The 22,336-nt window shown below is 67.1% G+C and carries 22 protein-coding genes; 8 read left to right on the forward strand and 14 right to left on the reverse strand.

Annotation, left to right across the window (positions count from 1 at the left end; all coding sequences use genetic code 11):
- Positions 1 to 67: 67 nt before the first annotated feature.
- Both EDC22_RS14665 and EDC22_RS14670 read right to left on the reverse strand, forming a co-directional pair.
- On the reverse strand, positions 68 to 1,216 hold the full coding sequence (locus EDC22_RS14665; protein ID WP_132807426.1) for a trypsin-like serine peptidase: 1,149 nt from the start codon (positions 1,214 to 1,216) through the stop codon (positions 68 to 70).
- A 341-nt stretch (positions 1,217 to 1,557) separates the two neighbouring features.
- Entirely contained in the window at positions 1,558 to 2,826 is a 1,269-nt protein-coding gene (locus EDC22_RS14670; RefSeq protein ID WP_132807427.1) for a trypsin-like serine peptidase, read from the reverse strand.
- A 314-nt stretch (positions 2,827 to 3,140) separates the two neighbouring features.
- Between EDC22_RS14670 and EDC22_RS14675 the strand changes: the two genes are divergently transcribed.
- Positions 3,141 to 3,803 carry a peroxiredoxin gene (locus EDC22_RS14675; RefSeq protein WP_132807428.1) on the forward strand — a complete coding sequence of 221 codons (663 nt, stop codon included), beginning with the start codon at positions 3,141 to 3,143 and terminating at the stop codon, positions 3,801 to 3,803.
- A 91-nt stretch (positions 3,804 to 3,894) separates the two neighbouring features.
- On the opposite strand, the gene EDC22_RS14680 is transcribed toward EDC22_RS14675, so the two are convergent.
- Complete coding sequence (locus EDC22_RS14680) at positions 3,895 to 5,046, reverse strand: trans-sulfuration enzyme family protein (RefSeq protein WP_132807429.1); 1,152 nt, start codon at positions 5,044 to 5,046, stop codon at positions 3,895 to 3,897.
- Positions 5,047 to 5,238: 192 nt separating this feature from the next.
- Positions 5,239 to 6,813, reverse strand: coding sequence for a bifunctional aminoglycoside phosphotransferase/ATP-binding protein (locus EDC22_RS14685; protein ID WP_132807430.1), 1,575 nt, complete (start codon positions 6,811 to 6,813; stop codon positions 5,239 to 5,241).
- A gap of 208 nt (positions 6,814 to 7,021) precedes the next feature.
- On the opposite strand from EDC22_RS14685, the gene EDC22_RS14690 reads away from it, so the two are divergent.
- Both EDC22_RS14690 and EDC22_RS14695 read left to right on the forward strand, forming a co-directional pair.
- A complete protein-coding gene (locus EDC22_RS14690) occupies positions 7,022 to 7,417 on the forward strand; it encodes a hypothetical protein (RefSeq protein ID WP_132807431.1) in 396 nt (131 codons plus the stop codon).
- Between the two features lie 97 nt (positions 7,418 to 7,514).
- Entirely contained in the window at positions 7,515 to 7,985 is a 471-nt protein-coding gene (locus EDC22_RS14695) for an Hsp20/alpha crystallin family protein (RefSeq protein WP_245499777.1), read from the forward strand.
- Positions 7,986 to 8,027: 42 nt separating this feature from the next.
- On the opposite strand, the gene EDC22_RS14700 is transcribed toward EDC22_RS14695, so the two are convergent.
- From EDC22_RS14700 to EDC22_RS14740, 9 genes are all read right to left on the reverse strand, one after another.
- Positions 8,028 to 9,011, reverse strand: a complete 984-nt coding sequence (locus EDC22_RS14700) for a type II secretion system F family protein (protein WP_132807433.1) — start codon at positions 9,009 to 9,011, stop codon at positions 8,028 to 8,030.
- Between the two features lie 10 nt (positions 9,012 to 9,021).
- Positions 9,022 to 10,020: a type II secretion system F family protein gene (locus tag EDC22_RS14705; RefSeq protein ID WP_132807434.1), complete on the reverse strand. Its 999-nt coding sequence runs from the start codon at positions 10,018 to 10,020 to the stop codon at positions 9,022 to 9,024.
- A gap of 3 nt (positions 10,021 to 10,023) precedes the next feature.
- On the reverse strand, positions 10,024 to 11,565 hold the full coding sequence (locus EDC22_RS14710) for a TadA family conjugal transfer-associated ATPase (RefSeq protein WP_245499778.1): 1,542 nt from the start codon (positions 11,563 to 11,565) through the stop codon (positions 10,024 to 10,026).
- A 16-nt stretch (positions 11,566 to 11,581) separates the two neighbouring features.
- On the reverse strand, positions 11,582 to 12,868 hold the full coding sequence (locus EDC22_RS14715; RefSeq protein ID WP_132807435.1) for a CpaE/TadZ family protein: 1,287 nt from the start codon (positions 12,866 to 12,868) through the stop codon (positions 11,582 to 11,584).
- Positions 12,868 to 13,569, reverse strand: a complete 702-nt coding sequence (locus EDC22_RS14720) for a CpaD family pilus assembly protein (RefSeq protein ID WP_132807436.1) — start codon at positions 13,567 to 13,569, stop codon at positions 12,868 to 12,870. Before EDC22_RS14720 ends, EDC22_RS14715 begins: the two co-directional genes overlap by 1 nt.
- A gap of 8 nt (positions 13,570 to 13,577) precedes the next feature.
- Positions 13,578 to 15,047 carry a type II and III secretion system protein family protein gene (locus EDC22_RS14725; protein ID WP_132807437.1) on the reverse strand — a complete coding sequence of 490 codons (1,470 nt, stop codon included), beginning with the start codon at positions 15,045 to 15,047 and terminating at the stop codon, positions 13,578 to 13,580.
- Positions 15,048 to 15,061: 14 nt separating this feature from the next.
- The gene (cpaB, locus tag EDC22_RS14730; RefSeq protein WP_132807438.1) at positions 15,062 to 15,862 is read right to left on the reverse strand and encodes a Flp pilus assembly protein CpaB; all 801 of its coding nucleotides are present in this window, start codon (positions 15,860 to 15,862) and stop codon (positions 15,062 to 15,064) included.
- A gap of 131 nt (positions 15,863 to 15,993) precedes the next feature.
- Positions 15,994 to 16,500, reverse strand: a complete 507-nt coding sequence (locus tag EDC22_RS14735) for an A24 family peptidase (RefSeq protein ID WP_132807439.1) — start codon at positions 16,498 to 16,500, stop codon at positions 15,994 to 15,996.
- A gap of 240 nt (positions 16,501 to 16,740) precedes the next feature.
- The gene (locus EDC22_RS14740) at positions 16,741 to 16,908 is read right to left on the reverse strand and encodes a Flp family type IVb pilin (RefSeq protein WP_132807440.1); all 168 of its coding nucleotides are present in this window, start codon (positions 16,906 to 16,908) and stop codon (positions 16,741 to 16,743) included.
- A 502-nt stretch (positions 16,909 to 17,410) separates the two neighbouring features.
- On the opposite strand from EDC22_RS14740, the gene EDC22_RS14745 reads away from it, so the two are divergent.
- The 4 genes from EDC22_RS14745 (at position 17,411) to EDC22_RS14760 (ending at position 20,361) form a co-directional block, all read left to right on the forward strand.
- Entirely contained in the window at positions 17,411 to 17,875 is a 465-nt protein-coding gene (locus EDC22_RS14745) for a pilus assembly protein N-terminal domain-containing protein (RefSeq protein WP_132807441.1), read from the forward strand.
- A 109-nt stretch (positions 17,876 to 17,984) separates the two neighbouring features.
- Positions 17,985 to 18,551 carry a TadE/TadG family type IV pilus assembly protein gene (locus EDC22_RS14750; RefSeq protein ID WP_132807442.1) on the forward strand — a complete coding sequence of 189 codons (567 nt, stop codon included), beginning with the start codon at positions 17,985 to 17,987 and terminating at the stop codon, positions 18,549 to 18,551.
- A gap of 8 nt (positions 18,552 to 18,559) precedes the next feature.
- Entirely contained in the window at positions 18,560 to 19,123 is a 564-nt protein-coding gene (locus EDC22_RS14755) for a TadE/TadG family type IV pilus assembly protein (protein WP_132807443.1), read from the forward strand.
- A gap of 635 nt (positions 19,124 to 19,758) precedes the next feature.
- Entirely contained in the window at positions 19,759 to 20,361 is a 603-nt protein-coding gene (locus EDC22_RS14760) for a hypothetical protein (RefSeq protein ID WP_132807444.1), read from the forward strand.
- Here the strand turns inward: EDC22_RS14760 and EDC22_RS14765 are convergent.
- Positions 20,341 to 21,312 (reverse strand): glycosyltransferase family 2 protein, encoded by a 972-nt coding sequence (locus EDC22_RS14765; protein WP_165926927.1) that lies wholly within the window; start codon positions 21,310 to 21,312, stop codon positions 20,341 to 20,343. The two genes, EDC22_RS14760 and EDC22_RS14765, sit on opposite strands and share 21 nt — an antisense overlap.
- Before the next feature lie 213 nt (positions 21,313 to 21,525).
- On the opposite strand from EDC22_RS14765, the gene cysD reads away from it, so the two are divergent.
- Positions 21,526 to 22,320 (forward strand): sulfate adenylyltransferase subunit CysD, encoded by a 795-nt coding sequence (gene cysD / locus EDC22_RS14770; RefSeq protein WP_132807446.1) that lies wholly within the window; start codon positions 21,526 to 21,528, stop codon positions 22,318 to 22,320.
- Positions 22,321 to 22,336: the final 16 nt, after the last annotated feature.

The raw sequence follows: 22,336 nt of genomic DNA on the forward strand, positions 1-22,336 counted from the left end.
GGCCGTGCGCGGCCCCCACGGAAACGGCGCGGCCCGCGGGCCGCGCCGTCCGGTCACTGGCCAGCGATCAGCAATAGGCCGGCTGCGCCGTGCACGTATCGAGCATCATCTTGCCGATGTTGCCGGCACCATACGAACCATAGGCGGCGTTCGGGAACTCCACGTTCTGGCCGAAGTAGGACGAGCCCTGCCGATTGAAGCCTACCGTCGTGGAGCCATAGCTGGTCACGCCGACGACGATGTTGGAGTTGGAATGGCTGCCGAGCGATGCCGCGCTGGTATCGACGACCGGGCGCGTGCCGAAGTTGACCAGCCACGGGCCTCCCGACGAACCGCCGGTCTGCGCCGAGCCGATCTGGGTGTTCTTGAGGTTGCCCGACGTATGGTACCAGCCGACAGCGTCGGTGCGGATCATCTGATACCCGCTGTCGAACGCCTTCGGATAGCCGAGCTGGGTAATCTGCACGGTCGTCTTGTTGCCGAGATACGACGAGGCCTTGTAGGAATAGCCGTTCCAGCCATAGCCGTACCAGCCGACAACCTCGCCGGGATACTTGCCGTCACGGGTATTCAGCACCACGGTCGCAATGTCGTTGTTGCAGACAACACCGGACTGGGTGCAGGTATCGTTGCCGTTGTAATATGTCGTCGGGACGCGCAGCTGGCGATGCGTGTAGACCCCGTAGTCGCCGCCCGAGGAGGAGCGGTTTGCCGGATACCAACGCACTTCCTGGGCCCAGCCGTTTGCCTTCTGGCCATAATTGAAGATGCAATGCGCGGCGGTGATGAGCACGCCCTTCTTCACCAGCGAGGCCGAGCAGATGTACCAGTTCGATCCCCAGCGGGCCCAGAGCTTGCCGGTCGCGCGGAACGGATAGCTGTTCACCGGCGTCTGCGACGCCTGGCTGGAGGTGCCGAGCACCTGCACGGCGACCCGCGCCGTCGTGTAGGGCGCGGTCGAGGAGCCCCATGCCTCCGGGGCAAGGACGGCCTTGCCGCCATCCTCGGAGGAGCCGACGGCGCCGGGCGTGCCGGTGGGCTTCGCCTCGGCGGCACCCTCGAACGCACTCGGGCTGGCGAGCGGCATCCGGCTGATGCCGGGGCCGACCGGGCCGCCCGCCGACGGCACGAGGCTCGTCCTGTTGATCGGCGAGGCGATGGTCCCGGCAGAGGACTGAGCCGTTACGGGGGCGACCGCCCACAACGACACCATCATGGCCGCTCCTGCAGAGAGGGCCACGGTTTTCGCAGACATTGTCATGAGAGTTCCCTTAGAGCTTTGGGAAAATTCGACTTCAGCAACTTGCAGCAGCCGGAAAACTCAAGTCTTCGTGGCTGACGCTGCGGAATCTTGCGCCGCTTCGCTGGCGGCAGCAACGCCGGTAAAGCGACATCGACGTCGCCTAATCAACATCTGCGACATCGGCGTGGCAGGGCCGGTCGGTCGGGCGATGGCAGAGGTCCCGACACCCGGGGCTGCGGCACGGACTGGTCCGCCAACGACGGAAAGGGGCGGCCCCGCAAGGGCCGCCCGGCAGCGTGACCCGGCTCGGTCCACTAGCAGAAGGCCTTGTTCCTGTTGCAGGTCTCCTGCATCAGGCGACCGATGTTGCCGGCCCCAAACGTGCCGTATCGCCTGTTCGGGAATTCGCGGTTCTGGCCGAAGAACGAGGCGCCCTGGCGGTTGAACCCCACCTGCACCGCACCGTAGCTGGTGACGCCGACGACGACGTTCGACCGGGAGGCGGACCCCAGCGAGGCCGCCGCGGAGACGTTCGGCCGGGTGCCGAAATTGGCGAGCCACGGGCCGCCCGACGACCCGCCGGTCTGCGCCGAGCCGATCTGCGTGTTGCGCAGGTCTCCATCCTCGACATACCAGCCGACGGCATCGGTGCGCTGCATCTGGTAGCCGCGATCGAACGCGGCGGGATAGCCGAGCTGGGTGATCTGCACCGTCGTCGTGTTGCCGAGGAACGCACTGGCCCGGTACGAGAAGCCGTTCCAGCCATAGGCATACCAGCCGAGGATATTGCCCGCGAACCGGCCGTTGCGCCGCTGCAGCACGATGGTGGCGATGTCGTTGTTGCAGACCACACCGGATTGGGTGCAGGTGTCGCTGCCATCGAAATAGGGATCTGGAACGTACATCCGCAGAGCCCTCCAGACCCCGTACGGGCCATTGCGGTTCTGCGTGATGTTTGCCGGGATCCAGATCACCTCATCCGCCCAGCCGGCGTCCCGGTTCCCGAACTCGTGGATGCAGTGCGCCGCAGTGACGAGCACGCCCTTCTTCACCAGAGAGGCCGTGCAGACATACCAGCTGGAGCCCCAGCGCGCGTAGATCTTGCCGGTCGCACGATAGGGATAGCTCGTGACGGGCGTACGGGCCTTGGTGTTCGACGGGCCGAGCTGGCCGACTGCAACGCGCGCCGTAGTATAGGGCGCGGTCGACAAGCCGAAGGCTTCCCGACCCGGGCTGCCGGCTTCGGCATCGCTCCCGGAGGACGCCGAGGCCCCCGGCGCTCCCGGCAGAACGGCTCCGCTTGCTGTACCGGCCGTGCGCTCCAGTTCTGCAGTGCCGGCAAGCGGCATGCGGCTGGCCGCCCGGCCCAACGGGCCGTTGAGGCCAGCTTCCGGCACCAGGCCGTCCGACAGCCGAATCGGCGACGCCGCGATGTCACGGGTCGACTGCGCCGCGCCGGGATCCGGCGCAAGGATCATGGCGGCGGCAATCCCTGCCAGAACCGGCGCCGTTTGCAAGAGATGAGGCATCTGGAAGTTCCTGCTGTTGAAAAAAGTCAGACAAATGAGGACCGGCGCGGCCAAACAGCCTCCGACCCGTCGTCAGAATGACATGGTATCCGATCGAATTATAGAAAAAGCGTCAGAATGCGTCGCTTTTGTCTCTGGTGCTGATGTGTAAGGGGGTGGGGAGGCTCAGGAAACGGGCATCGCGGCTGCGCGCAATGCCATTGCGCGATCAGTCGCCGGGACGGAACACGCCTTCGCCTCCGCGCCATGCGGACGCAAACCCGTGTCTCCCAATCACCGCAGCCCTGCTCTAGGATCTCGCCAACGCTGCAGACCACCTTTGCCGCGGGCGTGCGGGCCGGACGCGGCAACCAACACGGAGATGTCCGATGACGCTGAAGATCGGCGATATCGCCCCTGACTTCGAGGCCGAGACCACCGAGGGACCGATCCGCTTCCACGATTGGGTCGGAGGGTCCTGGTGCATCATGTTCTCGCATCCGAAGGACTTCACCCCGGTGTGCACCACGGAACTCGGCACGATGGCCGGCATGCGGGCCGAGTTCGACAAGCGCGGTGTCAAGATCATCGGCCTGTCAGTCGATCCGGTCGACGACCACCGGCGGTGGGCCGAGGACATCAAGGCGGTCACCGGGCACGCGGTGAACTACCCGATGATCGGCGATCCGGACCTCAAGGTCGCCAAGCTGTACGGGATGCTGCCGGCGAATGCCGGCGACAGTTCGCAGGGCCGCACGCCGGCCGACAACCAGACCGTGCGCAACGTGCTGGTCATCGGCCCCGACAAGGTGATCAAGGCGATGATCTCCTATCCGATGACCACCGGCCGCAACTTCGACGAGATTCTCCGCCTCGTCGATTCGCTGCAGCTCACGGCGAAGCACAAGGTGGCGACGCCCGCAAACTGGCAGCAGGGCGGCGACGTGATCATCGCCGGCTCGGTATCCAACGAGGAGGCGAGGCAGAAGTATCCCGAGGGCTGGAAGGAGCCGAAACCCTACATCCGCATCGTCCCGCAGCCGCAGGGCTGATCGCCGCCTGCGGATCGGTCGGACGGTCCTGCCGATCCCGAGCCGACCGCGCCTCCGGAAGACCGGGCGGCGCGGGCGATGGCATCTGTTGTCAGGCTGCCGCCAGCGCCTGGTCGAGATCGTCGATCAGGTCGCCGGGCGCCTCCAGGCCGACGGAGATGCGGATCAGGGTGTCGGGCACCGGGCTCTGCGGGCTTTCCACCGAGCGCCGGTGCTCGATCAGGCTCTCGACGCCGCCGAGCGAGGTGGCCGGCACGAAGACGCGCGTCGAAGCGGCAACACGCCGGGCCGATTCGACGTCCCCGTCGAGCAGGATCGACAGCATGCCGCCGAATCCGCCGGTCATCTGCCGGCGCGCAATGGCGTGGCCGGGATGGCGGGCGAGGCCCGGATAGAGCACCTCCACGACCCGAGGGTGTCTCTCCAGGTGCCGGGCGAGCGCCAGCGCCGTCTCCGACTGGCGGGCGAAGCGAACATGCAGCGTCCGCATGCCGCGAATCAGCAGCCAGGCCTCGAAGCCGCCGAGAACGCCACCGGTGGCGGTGCGGATCTTGTGGATCTGCGCCCATAATTCGTCGTCGCGGGCCGGGATCAGCGCCCCCGCGGTGAGGTCGGAGTGACCGTTCAGATACTTCGTCGCGGAATGGAACACGATGTCGGCGCCGAGCTCCAGTGGCCGCGTGGTCGGCGGCGGCGCGCAGGTGCTGTCGACGGCCAGCCGCGCCCCTGCCGAATGAGCTGCCTCCGCCGCCAGCGCGATATCGACGACATCCCAGGTCGGATTGGCCGGCGTCTCGATCCAGACCAGTGCCGTGCGGCCCGGCCGCAGCGCGGCGGAGAGCGCCTCGGGCCGGGTCTGGTCGAACAGGTCGAGCTCGATCCGGCCGCGCCAGGCCTGACGGATCAGCCAGTCCTGCGCGGCATAGTACATGGATTTCGGGGCCAGCACGTGCGCGCCCTCGGGCAGTGCCTCCAGCAGCGCGGCGAAGGCGGCCATGCCCGAGGCGAACAGGCGCGCGTCCGCTCCGCCGTCGAGCGCCGCGACGATCTCCTCGGCGCGCCGCACCGTGGGGCCGCTGTCTCGGGAGTAGAGATGGTCGCCGACCAGGCGATAGTCGGCGCCGCGCGCGAAGGTGGTCGAACTGTGCATCGGCGGCACCACGGCGCCCGTTTCGGCATCCACCGTGCCGAGAGCCTGGGCGGCGAGTGTCGCGGGATCAAGGCGGTTGCGGCGGGCTGTCATGGCGGTGCTCCGGATGCGATCGCCGCGCTATGCCCGTTTGCGGGCCGGCCGGCAAGCGCCGTCAGCCGGGATTCCGCGGCGGGCCTCGGCGGCGAGCCCGGGCTGCAACAGTCATGGCCGCGCCGTGCAGTCGACCGGTGCCATGCGGCCAATCTCTGAGGTCGCAGGGCTGGTCGGGGCATCCGGCGTGGGTCACGAGGATGGCAAGGGCAAGGCCAGCGCCGCGCGTACCGACGCGACCGTCGCAGCGAGATCGCCGCCCGCCGCGATCGGTGTCCAGTCGATGGGTCCGAGATCGTATCCGAGCTGCCGCTCGACCACGCTGCCGTCGGCATCCGAGGCATCCCCGCGGCGCGCCATGACCCGGTCGATCAGCGCGGCGGCCGGCGCCTCCAGCCAGAGGCCTGCAAACGGCACGCCGGCCCGCTCGGCGACCCGCGCTGCCGCCCGGCGCTCGCCGGGTCGGGCGTGCACGGCGTCGAGGATCGCGGCGTGACCGGCCGCGAGCGCGCGCCGGGCCAGGTCGTGCATTGCCTCGTAGACGGCCGCGCTCGCCTGAACCGTGTAATGTTCCGACGGCAGGCGGTCGGCCTCGCCGACCCCCGCCATCACCTTGCGCAGGACGTCGCTGCGGATGACGACAGCGCCCGGAAGCGGGCCGATGTCGGGCGCGATTGCCATCGCGACGGACGTCTTGCCGGTCCCCGACAGACCGCCGATGGCGAGGAGCCTGGGCGGCGGCGGGGCTATCGCTGCGCAGGCCAGGCGAAACATCGCCTGCGCCGCGTCGGCACCGGCTTCGCGCGCCCGGCCGTTCAGATGGCGCAGCCTGGCCGCCCCAACCTTCGCACGGATCGCGGCCCGCATCGAAACGAACAGCGGCAGGAGCGCGAGCCCGTCGATGTCGTCGACCGACATTCCGCGGACCACGAGCCAACGGTTGAGCAGACGGTTGGCGTGGCCTGCCTCGCCGCGGCCCCACAGATCCATTACCAGGAAGGCGAGGTCGTAGAGAACGTCGATCGTCGCGAGGTCCTCGTCGAACTCGAGCGCATCGAAGGGCACCGGATGCCCGTCGATGAGCGCGATGTTGGCGAGATGCAGATCGCCATGACAGCGACGAACATGGCCGGCAGCCGCGCGCCGCCGCATCAGCGGTGCAAGGCGCGCAAGTGCGGCCTCCGTGGCCGCGGCCAGCCGGTCCACCGCTTGGGCTGCAAACAGATCGGGCCGATCGCGCAGTTCGCCGATGTTCTCGGCTGCGATCCGGGACATCCGATCGGCGATCGCGACGACCCCGGCAACGGTTGCGTCCCTGTGCAGCGCGGCCACCCGCAGCGCCAGCGCGTCGACCATTGCGGCATCGATCCTGCCGGCTGCTGCAAGCCGGTCGAGCGTCGCCGTCTCGTCGAAGCGTCGCATGTGCACCGCCCATTCGACGACCGGTCCGCGCCCGCCGATGCGCAGGTGACCTTCCGGCGAACGGGTGATCGGCACGACACCGAGATAGAGGTCGGGTGCGAAGGCGCGGTTCAGCTCGACCTCGCGCGCGCAGGCGCGCCGGCGCCTCTCCAGCGTCGAGAAATCGAGGAACGGAAAGCGGACTGCCCGCTTGATCTTGTAGACGTCGTCGCCGGCGAGAAAGATCATCGCCGCATGGGTGTCGATGCGCTTGACGCGGTCTGCGCGCCCGCCATGGGTGAGGGGATCGGCGAGGAATGCCGCGACCTCGGCCTGGTCCGCTGTGTCCGTCTGCTCACTGCTCATGCTTCGATCCGATCTCCGCCAACCGGCGATGCTGGCTGGCCAAGCTGGCCGCGGGCCTTGCGCCAGGTCAACGCATACCCACCTTTTGTGGTGCATCAGTTGTCCGATGGTATGCTGCATCGGAGCACTGGCGGTGTCGCTCGCGCTCCCGGAGCATCTTCCGGGGCACCGGCGACGCGACGAAACCATCCGGAGGAAAAGACCAGGCATGTCTGCCGCAACGGCACATCTCAAGCGCATCCGCCTCAATCTGGCGCGCAGCCCGGAATTCCCGAACGGGAGCGCGTATCACGGCTACGAATTCGTCGCTCCGCTCGATGCGGAGGGCTTCATCGACGCCGAAGCGTGGCGGACCCAGCGCGAACGGTGCACGGTGCGCCGGTTCTGGGGCAGCGAGCAGGACGAGATCGGCAGGCTCGTGCACAAGCCGGGCGGCCGGGATCACGCACGCTGGGTGTTCGACTACGACGAGTCCACCGACGAGGACGACGAGGCCGGCTACCGCTTCGGCAGCCACGCCTTCCGGGTGGGCGAGTACGTGTCGATCCGCGGAGAGGATGGTGACATGCACACCTTTCAGGTGGTCACGGTCGACCCCGCCTGAGGTTTCACCGATGAGGCGCCATCAGGACTGAATCGTTCGTGAAATCCTTCGGAGCACCTGTTGCGATCCGATGGATCTGGAAGAATGGAGGTCAAGGATGCGTCTTCCCTCGCTCTGGAGCCGCGACAGGGACGATCCCTTCGCGGCGCTGCATCGTGAAGTCGAGCGTGTGTTCGAGGATTTCGGTCGCGGCTGGCCTTCAGCGCGCGCCCTGATCGGGACGGCTGGCGCCGGCGCGTCTCCCAATGTCGAGATCCACGAAACCGACACCGGCCTCGAGGTGAGCGCCGAATTGCCTGGCGTCGATGAGAAGGACGTCGAGGTCACGCTGTCCGAAAACGTCCTCACGATCAAGGGCGAGAAGCGGTCGGAACACGAGGAGAAGCAGAACGGTCGAGTGTTCTCCGAGCGCTCCTACGGCAGCTTCCAGCGCTCCTTCGCTCTGCCTTTCGAAGTCGATGCGTCGAAGGTCACGGCGACGTTCGACAAGGGCGTGCTGAAGGTGGCACTGCCGAAGTCGCCCGAGCAGGAGAAGAAGACCCGCAGGATCGAGGTCAAGTCCGGCTGATGCCGGGCAGCCGCCGCGCCGGCCGTGGCGCGGCGGCCGGCCTCACAGCTTCATCAGCTTGATGGCCGCCGGTCCCAGGATGACGATGAACAGGACCGGCAGGAAGAAGGTGATCATCGGCACGGTCAGCTTCGGTGGCAGTGCCGCAGCCTGCTTCTCGGCCTCGGCCATGCGCATGTCCCGGTTCTCCTGCGCCATGACGCGCAGCGCATGGCCGAGCGGCGTGCCATAGCGTTCGGCCTGGATCAGTGCCGCAACCACCGCCTTGACCCCCGGCAGCCCCGTGCGCTTGCCGAGATTCTCGTAGGCCAGCCGCCGCTCCTGCAGATAGGACAGTTCGGCGGTGGTCAGGCTCAGTTCCTCGGCCAGCGCGATCGACGTCGTGCCGACCTCCTGACTGACCTTGCGGAAGGCCTGCTCGATCGACATCCCGGATTCGACGCAGATCAGCAGCAGGTCGAGCGCGTCGGGAAAGGCTCGCTGGATCTCCTGCTGGCGTCGCTTGATCCGGTTGGAGACGTAGACGTTCGGCGCGTAGAATCCGGCATAGGCGGCGCCGAAGGCGATGAGGAATTTTATGGTCGCCGGCTGATCCTGATAGTTGCCGACGAAGAAGATGTAGATCAGCACGATCAGAAACAGCACCGGCGGCAGCACCACCCGGAAGAACAGGAACCCCACCAGCGCCGACTGACCGCGCAGGCCCGCCATCCGCAGGCGGTCACGGGTGTCTTCCGCCTCCAGAAGCTTGCGCAGGTTGAGCTGGTCGACGACGCGCTGCATGTAGGCCTTTGGCGACTTGCGCAGGCTGACGCGGGGCCCCTCCGCATTCAGTCTGGCACGCTCCCTGGCGCGCAGCTTGTCGCGCTCACGCGCGACATACTTCATCCGCGCGCCGAGACGGTCGTTGGCCAGCAGCGGCATGCCGACCGAGACGATCGCCGCGACCGCGGCAATCGCGGCGAACACCGCGACCAAGAGCCCCGGGTCGTAGAGCTGTTCGAGCCTGGCCATGAGATCGAGCATCGCGGCAGCCTCAGAAGTCGAAGTTGATCATCTTGCGCATCACCAGGATGCCGCACAGCATCCAGAAGGCCGAACCGGCGAGCATGATGTGCCCGACCGGCTCGGTCCATAGCAGCGAGATGTATTGGGGGCTGGTCAGGAACACGAGGATCATGACGATGATCGGCAGCGCGCCGATGATCGCGGCGGATGCCTTCGCCTCCTGGCTCATCGCCTGGATCTTGCCCTTCATCCGCTTGCGGTCGCGCAGAACCTTCGACAGGTTCGACAGTGCCTCGGCAAGGTTGCCTCCGGTCTTCTGCTGGATCGCGATGACGATCGCGAAAAAGTTGACCTCCGGCAGCGGCATCCGGTCGTACATGCGCTCGACGCAATCGGCGACCGGCAGCCCGAGAGCCTGGGTCTCGATCACCTGCCGGAATTCCGAACGGACCGGCTCCTGCGATTCGGCGGCGACGATCCGCAGGCAGTCGTTCAGCGGCAGCCCCGCCTTCACGCCGCGCACGACGATGTCGACGGCGGTCGGAAACTCGTTGAGAAACTTGTTCTGGCGGCGCTTCTTGAGGAAGCCCAGCATCCAGTGCGGCAGCCCGACGCCGCCGGCGATCATCAGGCCAAGGATGACGAGCGGCGGCAGGCGGGCGAGAAGCCCGGCAAGGCCCGCGGCGATGCCGGTCGCCACGCTGACCACGTAATAGGTACGCACCGACCAGCCGAGGCCGGCCTGGCCGATGCGGACGCGCAGGGGCGGGCGGGCGCGCTGCTTCTGCTTGGCCTCGAGGTCCTTGAGGGTTTCCTGGATCTGCTTGCGTCGCTTGCTGACCTCGACCTCGAAAGCCGACTTCTGGCTGGCCGGCGTCGCGATCCGCGAGGCGCGGACGGTGCGGATGCGCTTCTCGACCGCCGCCTCACCCGACAGTCGGGGATAGATGAAGACCCAGGCGAGGCCGCCGGCACAGATCATCGCCATCGCGATGACCGCAAGCACCTGGATGTCCGCGCCCAGCATCGCTCAGCCCGTGAACAGCGGCGCGGAGTCAAGATCGCGCACCTCGGCCTTGTCGAGGGCCTCGGCCAGCCGCTTCTCCTCGCCATAGTAGCGCGCCCGCTCCCAGAACGCGGGTCGGGCGACGCCAGTCGAGCGGTGGCGCCCGATGATGTTGCCCTTGGCGTCCTCGCCGAGGATCTCGTAGACGAACAGATCCTGGGTGGTGATGGTCTCGCCCTCGGTACCGATCACCTCGGTGATGTGGGTGATGCGGCGCGAGCCGTCGCGCAGGCGCGAGGCCTGGATGATGACGTCGACGGAGGACGTGATCATCTCGCGGATCGTGCGCGAGGGCAGGTTGAAGCCGCCCATGGTGATCATGCCCTCGATGCGGGACAGTGCCTCGCGCGGCGAGTTGGCGTGCAGTGTGCCCATCGAGCCGTCGTGGCCGGTGTTCATCGCCTGCAGCAGGTCGAAGGCTTCCGGGCCGCGCACCTCGCCGACGATGATCCGCTCCGGACGCATGCGCAGACAGTTGCGCACCAGTTCGCGCATCGTCACCTCGCCCTCCCCCTCCAGGTTCGGCGGACGGGTCTCGAGACGGACCACATGCGGCTGCTGGAGCTGCAGTTCCGCAGCGTCCTCGCAGGTGATGATGCGCTCGCCGTCGTCGATGTAGCGGGTCAGGCAGTTCAGCAGCGTGGTCTTGCCCGAACCGGTGCCGCCCGAGATGATGACGTTGCAGCGGCTGCGGCCGATCACCTCGAGGACGGTGGCGCCCTCCGGCGAGATGGTGCCCAACCGGACGAGCTGCTCGAGGGTGAGCTTGTCCTTCTTGAACTTGCGTATGGTCAGTGTCGGCCCGTCGATCGCCAGCGGTGGCACGATGACGTTGACGCGGCTGCCGTCGGGCAGGCGCGCGTCGCAGATCGGGCTTGCCTCGTCGACGCGACGGCCGACCTGGCTGACGATGCGCTGACAGACGTTCAGGAGCTGGGCATTGTCGCGGAAGCGGATGTTGGTCGGCTGGATCTTGCCGGCAACCTCGATGTAGACCGTGTCGGCGCCGTTGACCATGATGTCGGCGATGTCGTCGCGGGCCAAGAGCGGCTCGAGCGGACCATAGCCGAGCACGTCGTTGCAGATGTCGTCGAGCAGTTCCTCCTGCTCGGCGATCGACATGACGACGTTCTTCAGCGAGATGATCTCGTTGACGATGTCACGGATCTCGTCGCGGGCGGACTCGGTGTCCATCTTGGCGAGCTGCGCCAGATCGATCGCGTCGATCAGCGCGGAGAAGATCGCCGTCTTTGTGTCGTAATAGTTCTCGGAGCGGGTCGGACGCGGCGCAGGTGACCGCGTCGGGTCGATCCGCACCGACGGTTCCGGACGCGGCAGCGCGGCCGTCTGCACCGGGCGCGGCGCGTCGGCCTCGCTCAGAGCGCCCCCGGTCGCGGGGGGAGCGGCGACGGGATCGACCGGGGAGGCGGGTTCCGTCGGCGAACGCGGCGCGCGCGCCGGCGGCCGCGCATCTCCCGGACCCTGTGTGCCACGCCTTCCGAACATCTCCCGTGCTGCCTGCTCAAGCCTTCCTGCGACCGATCAGCCGCTCCAACAGCGGCCCGAGCGGCGAGCGGCGGTGGCGTTTCGCCTCCGCCTTGCCGGTGACCTGCTCGGCGAGGGCGCGGAACATCTCCACGGGCTTCGCGCCGGCCTGCATCTCGGCGATCATCTGGCCGTTGTTTGCGGCAGAGGTGAACAGCACCGGGTCGAACGGAATGACCGCCGCGGGCTGCACCTCCAGGGCAGCGCCGAACTCCCTTGCCGAAATCTCCGGCTTTTTCGGCACGCCGACCTGGTTGAGCACGACGATCGGTGGCGGATCGTTCGGCCGCGCCTGCTTCAGGACGTCGATCAGATTCTTGGCGTTGCGCAGGTTCGCCAGATCCGGCATGGCGGTGATGACCACCTCGTCGGCGGCGAGCAATGTTGCCTTGGTCCAGGCGCTCCACAGATGCGGGACGTCGAGGACGACCACCGGCACGGACTTGCGGATCAGGTCGATCACCGGTTCGAAGGATGAGCCGGGCAGATCATATTCGCGGTCGAGCGTCGCGGGTGCGGCGATCAGGCTCAGATGATCGGTGCATTTGGTGAACAGGCGCTCGAGATAGACCTCGTCGAGCCGGTCGCCGGCATAGACCGCTTCGGCGATGCCCTGCGGCGGATCCTGGTTGAAGTCGAGGCCGGCGGTGCCGAAGGCGAGATCGAGATCGGCGATGGCGACGTCGGACCCGATCTCCTGGGAGATCGACCAGGCGACGTTGTGGGCGACGGTGGACGAGCCGACGCCGCCCTTGGCGCCGACAAAGGCGATGATGCGACCGAGCGGGCCGGCATTGGCCGAGTGGAACAGCCGCGACAGGGTGTCAAGCGCCTCGAGTGCGGTGACGGGCGCTACCAGATATTCGCTGACACCGCGACTGATCAGCTCGCGATACAACCCGATATCGTTGGCATGGCCGATGACGACCACCCGGGTGCCGGGATCGCACACATCCGCGAGGCGATCCAGCTCGGACAGCAGGCTGCTTCCCCGCGCCATCGTCTCGACCACGATGACATTGGGGGTGGCGGCGTCGGTATAGAACTCGAGCGCGGCGGCAAGTCCGCCGGTCTGCACGGTCATGTGGGCACGCGCGGCACGCCGGTCGGCCGCAGCCTGGGACAGTGCGGCCTGGACGGCCGGCGTCTCGCAGAAGGCCTGGATCGAGACCCGCGGCAGCGGCGGCACGTAGGCCGCGGGCCGGACGGAGTCGCCCGCCTCTTCGAGGTGCGGCTCGATCCGTTCGGCGGCAGCATTCGCCATCACTGTCCCACCTCGCTGATCTGCCCGGCGTCGTCGGACTGATAGACCGTCGAGGGATCCTCGCCGCGGCGGTACTTGTCGAAGACCTCGTCGCGCCGCCGGGCATCGCGCGGCGTCATCGGCCGTGGCCCGGCGAGATCGCGCGGGTCCTCGACCATGGCGGCGAGGTTCTTCTGCGTCGCGCAACCGAAATTCTCGTAGGGAACGTTGCGCCAGTTCTCGGCGATGTTGGTCGGCCAGGCGCCACATTCGAGCTTGGCGACCAGACGGTCGTAGGAGAGCCTGACCGGGCCGAACGGCTGCGTGGTGTGATAGCCGGTCACCGAGACCGCCTCGACGGGCATGCCGAAATCATAGGCGATCGCCTTCACTTCCGCGACGACCGATGCCGCCTCGGCTTCGTTGGCGGTGCCGATGGGGGTGAGAACGTCGAGACCGCCGGTGCCGCGCTCGCGCCAGGACAGGACGAACTCCTCGACCATCGCCCGATCCGGACTGGAGAGACCGTAGCCGGTGGCGTTGAGGTCGAGCTTCGGGCGCTCGGGGATGATGCCGATCGGATAGCGCTGTTCCACCGATGTCGGCACCGACCCGGTGACGACACGGTCGGACTGGCAGGCGGCGAGCAAGGCCGTCAGCGCGGCAAGAACGGCGAGGCGGGACATCTTCGGGAAGCCTTCAGCCATGGTATGTTCGGTCACGACCGCCCCTACTCGACGATGAAGCCTATCGGCCCGCGGTAGTTGCCGGCCGGGTTGTTGCCGGCAAGCCCGTAGAGACGGTTGAGGCGGCCGAGGAAGATGGTGGCCGGGTCGGAGGCCGGCGCGAAGTTCTCGTCGGGCCGCGCAAGCTCGCTGCGCGCCGCCGGCTTGACCATGTACGGCGTCGCCAGCACCACCAGTTCGGTCTCGTCGTTCTGGAAATCGCGGCTGCGAAACAGGGTACCGAGGACCGGCACGTCCTTCAGGCCCGGAACGCCGTTGATGATCTGCTTGGTATCCTGGGAGATCAGGCCGGCCAGCACCAGCGAACCGCCGCTCGGAAGCTCGACCGTGGTGTCGGCACGACGCGTCTTGATGCCGGGGATACGGGTTCCGCTGAGAACCACCTCCGACTGGCGATCGACCTCCGATACCTCGGTCTTCACCTTGAGGCTGATCCGTCCGCCCGACATCACGACCGGCGTGAAGGCGAGCGCGACGCCATACGGCTTGAACTCGACCTGCAACTGGCAGAGGTTCGTCGCCGGATCGCAGGAGTTGCCGACCGGAACCGGAAATTCGCCGCCGGCCAGGAAATCCGCTGTCTCGCCGCTGATGGCCGACAATGTGGGTTCGGCGAGAACCCGCAGGACGCCCTGCTGCTCAAGGGCACGGACATTGGCGCCGATCGTCGTTGACCCGTCGGTCCACACGGCGCCCATGCCATCGGTGACGTTCGTCACGCCCGGCACGCCGCCGCCGAACAGTGCCGGCGGGATCGGCAGACCCAATCCGAACTGCGGATTGGAAATGACGTTGGTGATCAACCCGCCGGTATTCAGGCGCAGGTTCAGATCGATCCCGAACTGCTTGAGCGCCGAGCGCTTCACCTCGGCGACCGTCACCTTCAGGAACACCTGCTCGTTGCCCTCGACGGCGAGCATGTTGAGGACCTTCTCCTTGTCGCCGACGAATTTCGCGGCGATGTCGAAGGCCTTCACTGCATCCGCCGGCGTCTTGACGAAGCCGGCGAGCACGACGTTGTCATTCATCGACTCCACGCGCACCGCCGATCCCGGAATGAGCTGCCGGATCGACTGGGCAAGCGCGCCGAGATCTCGCTCGACCTGGACCTCGAGCACGGCGATCTGACGGCCTGCGACGTCGAAGAAGAAGACATTGGTCTGGCCGATCGCCATGCCAATCAGGTAGGCGCGGCGAGCGGTGCGCATGACCGCATCGGCGATCGTGGGGCTCGACACCAGCACGTCCTTGGCATCGCGCGGCAGATCGATCACCAGCGACTTGCCGAGACCAAGCCTGACCTGCCGCGAGGAGGACAGTTCCGCAGGGTTGATGGTCAGATGGGCGTCCTGTGCGGCCGCAGGTCTGACGACCGGCGCGGCGCACAGCGCCAGTATGCCGATGACGACGGCGGCAAGGAGGCGGCCAAGGGGCGAGGCGGCGGTGTTGATCATTGCCGGATGCCCGCTCAGTTGGTGTTGACCTGGCTGGGTACGCCGAACTTGACGACGCTCACCGAACCGCGGCGCCCGCGCAGCGAACCCGACGACACCGGATCGATCTCGGCGGTGCCGCCGTCGAGGATGCTGCGCAGCGCCAGCGAGATGTCGCCGACCTGGGTTGCAAGCGCCAGGATCTCCGACTCATCGGGCCCCAGTTCGAGCGTCGCGACGCTGCCGACCACGACCATGCGGCCATCCTGCTCCTCGACGGTCTGGTCGATCGCCAGAACCCGGACGTTCTCGAGCACCGTCTCGCCGACATAGATCTCGCGGGACGGATTGGCAGGATCGGTCTCGCGGCGGGTCAGAATGACGTCGACGCGGTCGTTCGGCAGGATGAACCCGCCGGCGCCGGATTGCGGCGAGATGCGGGTCGCGACGGCCCGCTTGCCGGCGGGCAGGATCGCCGCCATGTATCCGGCGGCTCCGGCCTTCACCAGCTTGGATTCGCGGATCGGCTCGCCCGAGAAGAACTGGGTGCGCGCGACGGCGCCCGACAGCTCCTGCACGGCATTCGCATCGCGGCTGCGGGTGATGAAGGCGCTGTTCAGCGCCTGGCTCGGCCAGGCCTCCCAGGTCAAATCGTCGGCGGAAATGACGGTACCGGGCATGATGTCGCGCGAGGCGACGAGCACCTGGTCGGTCGCGACCTCCTGACGAACGACAACCGGCGTCTCGTCCTCGGTGCCGATGTTCCGGGCCATGCGCCAGGCGACGACCCCTGCCACGATGGCAACGCCGAGTACTGCGATCCGGGCAGTCTTCATGTCACATCATCCGCATACGCATCCGGCCGGGCCGGCGACCGACCCGGACTATGCGCGGCGAATGGTCAACTTATGGTTAATGATCTGTATCATCTGTATCAATTGCGCCGCAACGGCGCCGGATGCGGCCATCACCCTGCAACAAGGGCCTGCATCCACGGCGTCGCCGGATAGATGATCAGCCCGGCGACGGCGAGCGCGATGCCATAGGGTATGCCGCTTCTGGCATCGTGCAGGCGCAGCAGCCATTGCGCACGTCCGAGCAGGGCCGGCAGCGGCACCGCCCGGGCCGCCAGGATCGCCAGCGTCAGGGCACCGCCGATCAGCGAGAAGTACAGCGCATAGGCCAGAAGGCCGCCCCAGCCGAGCCACAGCGCGGTCGCCGCGAAGAACTTCGCATCGCCGCCGCCGATCCAGCCCATGGCAAACAATCCGAACGCCACGGCCAGCATCGCGGCACCGGCGGCAAGGTGCAGTCCGATGTCGGCCAGCGGCAGGCCGGCAAAGGCGGCGGCCGGGGCAAACAGCAGCGCGAAGGCGATGGTCAGCCGGTTCGGGATCGTCATGGTGAAGGCATCCAGGCAGGCCGCCAGCACCATTGCCGCCGGAAACACCAGAAAGAGGATGGTCGCAAGCATGCCGTAACGTCTCGATCGTCTCGTGCGCATGTCGCCGGAAAGGCCGGCGATCTGATCGGAGCATATGCTCTGGCGCTTAAGCCCGGCTTAAGCGGCCGACCGGACTCCTCGCGGCTGTCCAGCTTCCTTCCGCCGGGCGCGCCGGCGCAGCAAACGCGAACGGCCGCCCGCGGGCCGGAACCCGGAGCGGCAGATCGCGTTCCCGGTCGCCGCCCCGGTCCTTGGAGCGGCAGGCCGGCATTACTGGGTGAGGCCGTCCTTGATCTCGGTGAAGGTGTTGACCAGCTCGTCGCCGACCTGACCCACCAGCATGATGATCGCAACGGAAATGCCGGCGGCGATCAGGCCATACTCGATGGCAGTGGCGCCCGACTCATCGCGGACGAAGGACTTGAACAGGCTCTTCATCGTGTCGCTCCATGATCCAATGGTCTTTTGACCCATCTTTGTTCCGGTATCGCCTCCCGGCGCAATTGCCTCCGGAACTGGGGCCACACTAGCGCCTGCCCGTTACGAACAGCTTAATCCAATCGCACACACTCCCAGTCAAATTGCAGTCTTCAAGGATTGGTAAACAGAATGATATATCGACTTTCGCATCCTGCATCGCCAGACAGAACCATATTGACTTCCGTTAAATCATGTTAACCAATGGCGCTCTGCAGGATTTCAGAGTCGTATTCTGGATTTTACTTTCGCATTGGTACATCTTCAGACCCTTCGCGTTTCGATCCGGAGCAATGGATCCGGATGTCATCATCTCGCATGCCATCTCCTGGCCATGGCCTCGCACGGCGCGGCCTCGGCATTATTGCTTCGCGCGGCCAACAGGGACGCCGGCACGTCGAGCCGGTAACGGTTCGCTTACCAATCGCGGCTACCGTTGTGCGGCGCCGCGAAGGGAAGCCCAATGAAGCGCTATGCCGCGATCACAGCCGCTGCGACGGTCCTCGTCCTCTCCGTCGCAGACGAGGCATCGGCCATCGAGGACAGCCTTTTCGTCGAGATGAACCGGGCCAAGGTCATCCGTCTCGATCAGCCAGCGGCGACCGTCATCCTGGGCAATCCGGCGATCGCCGACGCGCTGGTGCAGAACCGCACGATGCTGGTCATCACCGGCAAGAGCTATGGCAGCACCAACCTGATCGTGCTCGATCCGGCCGGCGAGACGGTGGAGGAACTGACCCTCAACGTCACGGCGGTCAATGATGGCTCGGTGACGATGCAGAAGGGCACGACACGGCTGTCGTTCAGCTGCACCCCGGTCTGCGAGCGCACACTCGCCGTCGGCGACTCCAAGGATCCCTTCTCGGAGCTCGACTCGCAGATCCAGAGCAGTCTCGGCCTTGCCCAGGGCCAGGCCGGCCTGCGCTAGGACCTGACGTCGCCGGTCGCCGGCAAGGGATCTCCGGCAGATAAACGGTTCCGCAAGCCTTTCCGGCTAATTCTCGTGCCAATTGTGCGGGCAGCCGGGAAAGCGCGGCATGGGCACGGAGCAATTGCACATCCGTAAGGGGCCGGACGGCGACGGCCGGCGCGGCCGGGGGCTCCGTCCGTTCGGTCGGAACGAGGAAGGGGTCACCGCGGTCGAGTTCGCGCTGGTCGCCGCCCCGTTCTTCGCACTCGTCTTCGCGATCCTCGAGACCGCACTGGTCTTCTTCGCGGGGCAGGTGATGGAGACGGCCGTCGCGGATGCCGCACGCCTGATCCGCACCGGGCAGGCCCAGGCCCAGAAGTTCGACGGGCCAGCCTTCAAGCGGGAGGTCTGCGCACGCATCCTCGGGCTGTTCAACTGCGAGAGCGGGCTGATGCTCGATGTCCGGACCTATCAGTCCTTCAACGACGTCGATTTTGCCAGGCCGGTGGACGACAATGGCAATCTCGTTCCGAACTTCGTCTATCAGCCCGGCGCCGGCGGCGACATCGTCGTGGTGCGCGCGTTCTACGAGTGGCCGACCATCGTCCCGACGCTCGGGCTGGATCTGGCGAACCTCGCCAACGGCAAGCGGCTCCTGTCGGCGGCGGTGACGTTCCGCAACGAACCGTTCTGAGGCAGCCGATGACGCAGGCTCCCGACCAGCCGCCGTATTGCCCGCCCGCCGGCCTCCTCCCGCATCGCTTCCTGGGCGACGAGCGGGCCGTTTCGGCGGTCGAGTTCGCGCTGATCCTGCCCGTGCTGATCGTCCTCTATCTGGGCGGGGTCGAACTGAGCCACACCATCTCGGTGGACCGGAAGGTCACGGCCGTGGCGAGTGCGGTCGGCGACCTGGTGGCGCAGGCGAAATCCATCGACAATGCCGAGATGAATCACATCTTCACCGCCGCAACGGCCATCATGGCGCCCTACCCGGTCGCGCCGCTGAAGATGGTCGTCTCGAGCGTCGAGGTGTCGTCGAAGGGCGACAAGATCCTCTGGAGCAACGGCTACCATACCGCCGGGCGCGCGGTCGGCTCGGCCGTCAGCCTGCCGGCGGCCGTGCGGATCGAGGGAACGACGCTGATCATGTCGGAAGCAGACTATACCTATACGCCCACCCTCGGGCAGATCTTCACCGAATCGATCACGCTGTCCGACACGTTCTACCTGCGGCCACGATCGGCCGACAAGGTCGAGCGGCAGTAGCGGCTGTCGTCCGACCCTGCTGCCACGGTTTCCGTCGCCCCGCTTGTCAGCGTAGGGTATGGTTGCCAGGCCGGATGGCCTGCCGAAGGAACCGCCGACGGGGAATGGACCGCTACTACGAGATACTGGCGCGATCCCTTGCGGCCGGTGGCAGGAGCGATCGCAACGCGAGGCAGGCCCTCTATGCATCGGCTCGCCAGAAGATCGATCGCCTGATCGAATCGGCGCAACCACCCATGCCACAGGCACGGGTCATTGCCGAGAAGTCGGCGCTCGAGCAGGCCATCGCCCGCCTCGAGTCGGAATTCGCTGACGCCGCTGACGTGCCACCGCCATCCGTGCCGGCGGCGTCCGCACGACCCCTGCCGTCACGACCTACCGAGACTGCTGCGCCGCAGCTTGGGCCAGGTCCGCCGGCGCGGCCCCGGCGGCCGAAAGCGCCGCAGCCGCCGCGCAGGGTGGCGCGACATGCGCGAGGACCGAAGCAGGCCCGTGCCGGTTGGCGATTGCCGTGGCGACGCCCCGGTCCTCGCGGCAAACGGCTCGTCGTCGGCGTTCTTGCGGTCGTCGTCGCCGGCGGGATCGCCGCAGCCGCCTACGCCATTTCAGTCGCCCGTGCGCCGGAGGTCCCGGCGATGGCGGCAGTCAACCGGGCGCTGCAGCGCGACGGCCGGGCGACGTTGTTCGTCGGCGCAGCCACCGAGCGCGTGACGCCGTCGCCGGAGGCCACCGTGACAGCCGCCAGCGAACTGTTCGGCCGGGGCGCAGTGCGGATCACCGCCCGCAACGACTCGGCTCGGCCACTTGCGAGGGCCAATGCCGCCCAGATCGAGCTGACACCCGGGATCCGCGACTCGCTTCTCGGCAAGACGCTGCGCGTGACGATCGTCGTCCGCAGCGCGAAGGGCGCGCCGAGCCCACAGATGGCGCTTGCTGTCACCGACGGCGGGCGCAAGACGACGGGAGTGCGCCGCCTCGCGCTCGACAGCGAATACCGGCCCTATGCGCTCGATCTCACCTTCGACGACCCTGAGGCCAAGCGCCGGCCGGTGATTGCCATCTGGGCCGACACCGAAGGCGCCGGTCGCGGCGTCGACATCCGCGAGGTCCGCCTGTCGATCGTACCCAATCCGCAACCGGCTGCGACGTCGCCCGAACCGATCACGCGCCCCGCTCCGGCAGGGGAGCCGCACGCCGAAGGCGCCGTTCAGGACGCGTCAGCGGATCAGCGCGAGTAGCTCGGATTCCGGAACCGTGGCGGCTCCGGCGGCATGCCGGGCCTCCTCGGCAAGCACCCGGCTCAGCCGGGCAGCATCGCGCCGGCCCAGCCACCACGGGCCGAGCGCGCGGGGCGATCGGACCAGCAGATAGAACGGGATGGCGGCTTCGAACAGGCGCCAGCGCCAGCCCAGTTGCCGACGCATGCCGGGCGTGACGTTCTTCATCCAGATCAGCCGGCGATTGCGAAACAGCCGGCGCTGGTAGTCCGGCGGCTTGTCGAGAAAGCCGGACGCCCCGCCCGCGGATGCCGAACCCACATGCCAGGCCTTCGCCGCCGGGCAGAACAGCGCCTTCCAGCCCCGGTGCTGCATCCGGAACCAGAGGTCGAGATCCTCGTAGCCGGTGCCGAAGCGCTCGTCATAACAGTAGCCGTGGATGCGGCGCATGTCCTCAAGCATCGCCCGCCGCAGCAGCGGCATCGAGCCGCTGACGCCGAAGGCGAAGGTCGGGCGATCCGCGGGAACCCAGCTCCCCCGCAGTTCCCGCGTCAGGAACAGCGCGCCCGCGCTCGGGCGGGGGCGGTCGGTCAGCACTCCGTCGACCCAGGCATATTCCGTGCCCCCGACCGCTCCGATTTGCGGATCGACGGCAGCGGCCAGACAGGTCGCCACATAGTCCGGCGCCAGCCTGACGTCATTGCCGAGGGGCATCACCCAATCGCCGGTGGCGACGGCGAAACCGGCGTTCATGCCGGCGGCAAAGCCGAGGTTCCGCTCCATGCGCACGAGACGGTCGGGAGGAGCCTCGGCAAGACAGGCCTCCAGCGACCCGTCCGTGGAGGCATTGTCGACCAGGATGGTCTCGATTCGGGGCCACGTCTGGCCATGCGCGGCGCGCCAGGCCTCGACGGCCCGGTTGCCGCCATTCCAGTTGAGGAGAACGATACTGACGCTGGCCGGGCCGGTCATGGAATGGGATACTCCGCAAGAACGGCCCGCGGAAACAGTCCGCGCGGCACTGCAACAGCCCTTTCCACGTCGGAATGCCTCCGCTATAAGGCGCGCCATTCATCGTGCACAGCAGCGGCACGTCAAGGTGTCCCCGACCGCACCGCCTCGTCTTTGCAAGGGCCGCCCTTTGCGGGGCACCTTGAGGCGGGAGCCGAGACGAAAAAGAGACTCATGAACCATCTCGACGAGCTCGAAGCGCAGAGCATCTACATCTTCCGCGAGGCGTTCAACCGCATCGACAACATCGCGATGCTGTGGAGTCTCGGCAAGGACTCCAACGTGATGATCTGGCTTGCGCGCAAGGCCTTCTTCGGGCACGTGCCGTTCCCCGTGATGCATGTCGACACCGGCAAGAAGTTCAAGGAGATGTACGAGTTCCGCGACCGCTATGCGGTCGAATGGAACCTGAACTTCCTGCGCGAGGAATGTCCGCCGCTCGAAGCGACGGACGAGACGCTGCCGCCGGCGGCGCGGTCAGCAGCGCGCAAGACGCTCGGGCTCAAGCAGGCGATCGAGAAGTACAAGTTCAATGCGCTGTTCGCCGGCATCCGTCGCGACGAGGAAGCGCTGAGGGCCAAGGAGCGGGTGTTCAGCCCGCGCGGCCAGACCGGCCAGTGGGACTTCCGCGACCAGCCCCCGGAATTCTGGGACCAGTACAAGACCGACTTCCCGCCGGGCACCCATATCCGGGTGCATCCGCTGCTGCACTGGACCGAGATCGACATCTGGAGATACACGCTGCGCGAGGGCATCCCGGTCATCCCGCTCTACTTCGCGAAGAACGGCAAGCGCTATCGCTCGCTCGGCGATCACGACATCACCTTTCCGGTGGACTCCACCGCCTCGACGATCGAGGAGATCATCGAGGAACTGACCAACACCAAGGTGCCGGAACGCGCGGGGCGCGCCATGGACCACGAGGCCGAGGATTCCTTCGAGCGCCTGCGCGCCGAAGGCTACATGTAAGGCCGGCCGCCCCTGT

This window comes from Tepidamorphus gemmatus (assembly GCF_004346195.1).
GTDB lineage: Bacteria > Pseudomonadota > Alphaproteobacteria > Rhizobiales > Tepidamorphaceae > Tepidamorphus > Tepidamorphus gemmatus.